The organism is Sinomonas mesophila (assembly GCF_001999765.1).
Classification (GTDB): domain Bacteria; phylum Actinomycetota; class Actinomycetes; order Actinomycetales; family Micrococcaceae; genus Sinomonas; species Sinomonas mesophila.
Genome location: NZ_MTIC01000041.1, coordinates 1 through 5,533 on the forward strand (window position 1 = coordinate 1; position 5,533 = coordinate 5,533).

Sequence of the window (5,533 nt, forward strand, 5' to 3'; positions counted from 1 at the left end):
CCGCAATCACCCTCGCCGCATCACTCGCATGGCTCAACGCCAGCTTTAGCAACACGCCCTAGGGCTGCTCGGACCTGGCCTGCTCGCGCAGGCGCGCCCGGCGCTCCTCGATCTCGCGCTCGACCTGCTGCTCGGGCGTCTCACCCGGCGTCCCGGCGCCGGGGATCGCCTTCGGCGCCGCGGACCCGCGCGGGCGGGCGCCGGCGTCGTCCGCGAACTCGCCGGGGAGCACGTCCGGGGCGCCGCCGAACGCCTCGCTCGTGGCGCGGATGACGGCGCGGCCCATCATGAGGTTGCCAGCGCCGCCCACGACGGCGCCGATCCCGAAGGGCACGGCGCGGCCGAGGAGGGCCGTGCCCTGCTTCCTCAGCAGCCACGCGAGGAACCGCTTCTGCAGGCGGCCCTGCAGCGCCTTGACCGCCGACGCGGGGAGCGAACGGTTCACGGCGGCGCCCCACGCGCCCTTCGCGCCGTTGCTGCGGCCGAGGGCCTGGCCCGTGAAGGCACTCAGCAGGGCCGTGCCCTCCTCGCCGAGCATGATGGCCATGACGGTGGTCCGGGCCCGATCTGGATCCTCGAGGTGCACGCCGTGGAGCTCGGCGACCGAGGCAGCGTAGAAGGCGGTCGCCTCGAGGAAGCCGACGGTCGCCACCGCGGAGAGGCCCAGGGATGCGACGGTCCCGACGCCGGGGATGGCGGCCGAGCCGCCCACGGCGGCACCCGCGCCAGCGACGGCGGCCAGGTAGTCGCGCTCGAGCCGCGCGCTCAGCTGCGCCGGCGTGTCATGGGGCCGCTGCCGGCGCATGCGCCGCAGGTTGGCCAGCACGAGCGGGCGCTGGACCTCGACGGCTCGGAGGAGGGCCCGGTGCAGGCCCGGCGTCGCGCGCCCCTCGGCGTCGAACATGGCCTGATGGGCGGTGTCCTGCGCGATCCGCAGGGCGCGGTTCTGTCTCGCCATGCCCCCAGCGTAGCGCCGCTCTGGGACCCGCGTCCGCGCCGGATGAGGCCGCGATGTTTGGCCCCGCCGGCCGTTGGGAAAGGGTGACGTAGGGCTGGCCTGCCAGAGGGCTGGCACGCGCTCTCGGCGCCCAGCGGAAGGAGCTAGTCATGGGCATCGGTGCTTCCATCTTCCTGATCGCCGTCGGCGCGATCCTCGCCTTCGCCGTCACCCCGGGGCTCATCCCGTTCGTGGACCAGACCCTCGTCGGCTACATCCTCATCGGCGTCGGCGTGCTCGGCCTCGTCGTCTCGATCGTCATGATGAGCAGCCGTCCGCACCGCCGCGTGACGGAGTCCCGCAACACGGTCGACCCGGACACGGGCGATACCGTGACCCGACGGGACACCCGCGAGGCCTAGCCGCCCGCGAGGCACACTCCACCGCGAGTCCAACGGCCCATCGGCCCGGTGGAGGGGATTCCAGCCCCTCCACCGGGCCGATCTTTGTTTGTGTTGGAACCGTTGACAATGCCACACAAACAAAGATAAAGTCGATCAATCCCACGTTGATGTGACTGGCACCACAGGGCCGGACGAGGATGTCGAGGAGTGTGAGATGTTCGCTGAGGAGCGGCAGCGGCTCGTGGCCGCACGCGTTGCCGAGGCAGGCCGCGTGAGCGTCACCGAACTCGCCGACCGCTTCTCCGTCACGACCGAGACCGTCCGCCGCGACCTCGCCGCCCTCGAGGCCGCCGGCGTCCTGCGCCGCGTCCACGGCGGCGCTGTGCCGGCGGACCGCGCGAGCACCGCCGAGACGGCGCTCTTCGAGCGCCAGGTGCAGAACCTCGCCGAGAAGCAGCGGATGGCGGACGCCGCCGCGGCCCTCATCACCTCCTCGCGCGCCGGCAGCATCCTGCTCGACGCCGGGAGCTCTACCGAGGCGATCGCCGAGCGCCTCCTGGGCTCACGCGCCGACAACGGCCGCGAGCTCGTCGTCATGACCAACGCCCTGCCGATCGCGGACAAGCTCGCCGCGGAGCCGGGCCTCGCCGTCCACCTCCTCGGCGGCCGCATCCGCCCCGTGACCCGCGCCGCCGTCGGGCAGGCGACGATCGACGCCGTCGAGCGCCTCCGCCCCGACCTCGCCTTCGTCGGCGCGAACGGCGTGCACCCCGCCTTCGGGATCAGCACCCCGGACGCCGAGGAGGCAGCCGTGAAGGCGGCGTTCGTGCGCTCGGCGCGGCGCGTCGTCGTGATCGCCGACCACACGAAGTTCAACGTCGAGACGCTCGTCCAGTTCGGGCGGCTCGACCAGCTCGACACCCTCGTGACCGACCGTGCCCCGGAAGGGGACTTGGCCGCCGCGCTCGCGGAGGCCGGAGTGGAAGTGGTGACCTCATGATCGTGACCCTGACCGCCAACCCGAGCCTCGACCGCACGGTCGAGCTCGGCGCCCCGCTCGCGCGCGGCGAGGTCCAGCGCGCCGTGTCCGTCCGGCAGGAGTCGGGCGGCAAGGGCGTGAACGTCTCGCGCGCGCTCAAGGCCTCGGGCCTCGAGACACTCGCAGTGCTCCCGGGCGACGCCGGCGACCCCGTGCTCGCCGGGCTCTCCGCGACGCACGTGCCGTTCGCGGCGCTGCCGATCGGGGCCCCGCTGCGCTCGAACGTGACGCTGACCGAGCCGGACGGGGTCACGACCAAGGTCAACGAGCCGGGTCCGGAGCTCACGGAGCAGCTGACGAAGGAGCTCGTCGACCTTCTCGTCGAGCGCTCGCGCGGTGCCGCCTGGGTGGTCCTCGCGGGCTCGCTCCCCCCGGGCGTGCCGGCGGACTTCTACGCGACCGTCGCCGAGCGCCTGCGGGCGGACGACGGCGGGGCCGCACCGAAGATCGCGGTGGACTCCTCGGGCGGGCCGCTGGCAGCCTCGCTCGCGGGCCGCCCCGAGCTGCTCAAGCCGAACGCCGACGAGCTCGCCGAGCTCGCCGCGCTGGCCGGGCTGCCCGACGTCGGCTCCCCGGCGGAGCTCGAGGCGTCGCCGGAGCGTGCGGCGGCGGCCGCCCAGGCTCTCGTCGAGGCCGGCGTGGGCGCCGTCCTCGCGACCCTGGGCTCCAAGGGGGCCGTCCTCGTGACGGCCGAGGGTGCGTGGCACGCCACGCACTCCCCCATCCGGGCCGTCAGCACCGTGGGTGCCGGCGACTCGTCCCTGGCCGGGTACCTCCTGGCCGACCTCTCCGGGGCGGACGCTGTGGGCCGCCTTCGCCAGGCCGTGGCCCACGGTGCCGCTGCCGCGTCCCTGCCGGGATCCACCGTCCCGGCAGTGCACCAGACCGATCCCTCTGCCGTGACCGTCACGGCCCTCTAAGAAGGACTGACCATGACCGATCTCCTCACCACCGAGCTCGTGGTGCTCGACGCCTCCCTCGGCGCCGGGTCCGCGGACGTGATCAGGCACCTCGCCGGACGCGTCGCCGACGCCGGCCGCGCCGCCGAGGCGGAGGGCCTGTTCGCGGACGCGTACGCCCGCGAGCAGAAGACCGCCACGGGCGTGCCCGGCGGCATCGCGATCCCGCACTGCCGCTCGGCCGCCGTCACCGTCCCCTCCCTCGCGATGGCGCGCCTGTCCCGACCGGTCGACTTCGGCGCCAAGGACGGCCCGGCCGACCTCGTCTTCTTCATCGCCGCCCCCGAGGGCGCCGACCAGGAGCACCTCAAGCTCCTCGCCAAGCTCGCCCGCAGCCTCATCAAGAAGGACTTCACGGCGGCCCTCCGCGCGGCCTCGTCGGAGCAGGACGTCGTGGCCCTCGTCAACGACGCGCTCGGCCTCACCGCCCCCGTCGAGGCGGGCACGCCGGCCGCGGCGGCCGCTGCGGCAGCCAGCGCCGGCGACGGCGGCGGCCGCCCCCTCAAGAAGATCGTCGCCGTCACCGCATGTCCGACCGGCATCGCGCACACGTATATGGCCGCCGACTCGCTCGTCGCGGCCGGCAAGGAGCGGGGCCTGGACGTCCAGGTCGAGACGCAGGGCTCGGCGGGGGCGACGCCCCTCGCCCAGTCGGTGATCGACGCAGCGGACGCGGTCGTGTTCGCGGTCGACGTCGACGTCCGCGACAAGGAGCGCTTCGCGGGCAAGCCGTACGTCCAGTCGCCCGTCAAGCGCGGGATCGACGAGCCGGGCGTCATGCTCGACGAGGCCCTCGCCGTGGCCGCCGACCCAAGCGGGCGCCGTGTGGTCGCGGCACGGGGTGCGGCGGCGTCGGCCTCCGGCGGGGACCGGCAGGAGTCCGTCGGCGGCAAGCTCAAGCGCGCCCTCCTGACGGGCGTGAGCTACATGATCCCGTTCGTGGCCGGCGGCGGTCTGCTCATCGCGCTCGGCTTCCTCCTCGGCGGCTTCGACATCACGGCCTACGCGGACACGATCGTCGTCCAGAACAACCTCGGCAACCTGCCCACGGAGTTCGGCTCACAGGCGTGGGGCCCGCTCGGGGCGTACCTCGGGGCTGTGCTGTTCAAGATCGGTGCCCTCTCGATGGGCTTCCTCGTCCCGGCGCTCGCGGGGTACATCGCGTACGCCTTCGCCGACCGGCCGGGCATCGCCCCCGGCTTCGTCGCCGGCGCCGTCGCGGGCTTCATGGGCGCGGGCTTCCTCGGCGGCATCGTCGGCGGCCTCCTGGCCGGCTACGTCGCGCACTGGCTCGCGACGCTCCCGGCGCCGCGCTGGCTCCGCGGCCTCATGCCGGTCGCGATCATCCCGCTCGTGGCCTCGATCATCGCCTCCGGCCTCATGTTCCTCGTCCTGGGCGGCCCGATCGCGGCTCTCACGGCAGCGCTCAACACTTGGCTCACGGGCATGAGCGGCGCGACCGCCGTCGTGCTGGGCATCATCCTCGGCCTCATGATGTGCTTCGACCTCGGCGGCCCGGTCAACAAGGTGGCCTACGCCTTCGCCGTCGCCGGCCTGAGCGCCGCGAGCGCCGACAACACCGCGCCGTACCTCATCATGGCCGCCGTCATGGCCGCCGGCATGGTCCCGCCGCTCGCGATGGCGCTCGCGACCGTCATCGACCACCGGAACTTCAACGCGACGGAGCACGAGAACGGCAAGGCCGCGTGGCTGCTGGGCGCCTCCTTCATCTCCGAGGGCGCGATCCCGTTCGCCGCGGCCGACCCGCTGCGCGTCATCCCGGCGTCCATGCTCGGCGGCGCCGTGACTGGTGCCCTGTCGATGGCGTTCAGCGCGGGCTCGAAGGCCCCGCACGGCGGAATCTTCGTCTTCTTCGCGATCGACAACTTCCTCCTGTGGGTGGTCTCGATCGCCGCGGGCGTGGTCGTCACCGCACTCACCACCATCGCGCTCAAGCGCTACGTGGGCCGCAAGGCTCCCGTGGCCGCCGAGCCGGTCCCCGCCGCCGCCTGAGCGGACGCACGAGAGGTCGAAATCAATGCAGCAGTTTCATGGTGTCGGTGTGACCCCGGGGCGTGTTCTGGGGCCGGTGCGGCAGATGCCGGCCCCGGTCGCGGAGCCCCCGGCCGGGGCGGGGACGGGCGAGGACGCCCTGGCGGGGGCGGAGCGGATCCGGGCCGCGGCCAAGGCCGTC

Annotated in this window: 5 protein-coding genes; 4 read left to right on the forward strand and 1 reads right to left on the reverse strand. The window is 73.7% G+C overall.

Features of this window, described 5'->3' with window-relative positions; all coding sequences use genetic code 11:
• Positions 1–58: 58 nt before the first annotated feature.
• Complete coding sequence (locus tag BV907_RS17965) at positions 59–958, reverse strand: hypothetical protein (protein WP_245828081.1); 900 nt, start codon at positions 956–958, stop codon at positions 59–61.
• Between the two features lie 149 nt (positions 959–1,107).
• Between BV907_RS17965 and BV907_RS17970 the strand changes: the two genes are divergently transcribed.
• The 4 genes from BV907_RS17970 (at position 1,108) to BV907_RS17985 (ending at position 5,352) form a co-directional block, all read left to right on the forward strand.
• Complete coding sequence (locus tag BV907_RS17970; RefSeq protein WP_077491119.1) at positions 1,108–1,359, forward strand: DUF6458 family protein; 252 nt, start codon at positions 1,108–1,110, stop codon at positions 1,357–1,359.
• A 196-nt stretch (positions 1,360–1,555) separates the two neighbouring features.
• The gene (locus tag BV907_RS17975; protein ID WP_077491120.1) at positions 1,556–2,341 is read left to right on the forward strand and encodes a DeoR/GlpR family DNA-binding transcription regulator; all 786 of its coding nucleotides are present in this window, start codon (positions 1,556–1,558) and stop codon (positions 2,339–2,341) included.
• Entirely contained in the window at positions 2,338–3,300 is a 963-nt protein-coding gene (locus BV907_RS17980; RefSeq protein WP_077491121.1) for a 1-phosphofructokinase family hexose kinase, read from the forward strand. Before BV907_RS17975 ends, BV907_RS17980 begins: the two co-directional genes overlap by 4 nt.
• A gap of 12 nt (positions 3,301–3,312) precedes the next feature.
• The gene (locus BV907_RS17985) at positions 3,313–5,352 is read left to right on the forward strand and encodes a PTS fructose transporter subunit IIABC (RefSeq protein ID WP_077491122.1); all 2,040 of its coding nucleotides are present in this window, start codon (positions 3,313–3,315) and stop codon (positions 5,350–5,352) included.
• Positions 5,353–5,533 lie beyond the last annotated feature (181 nt).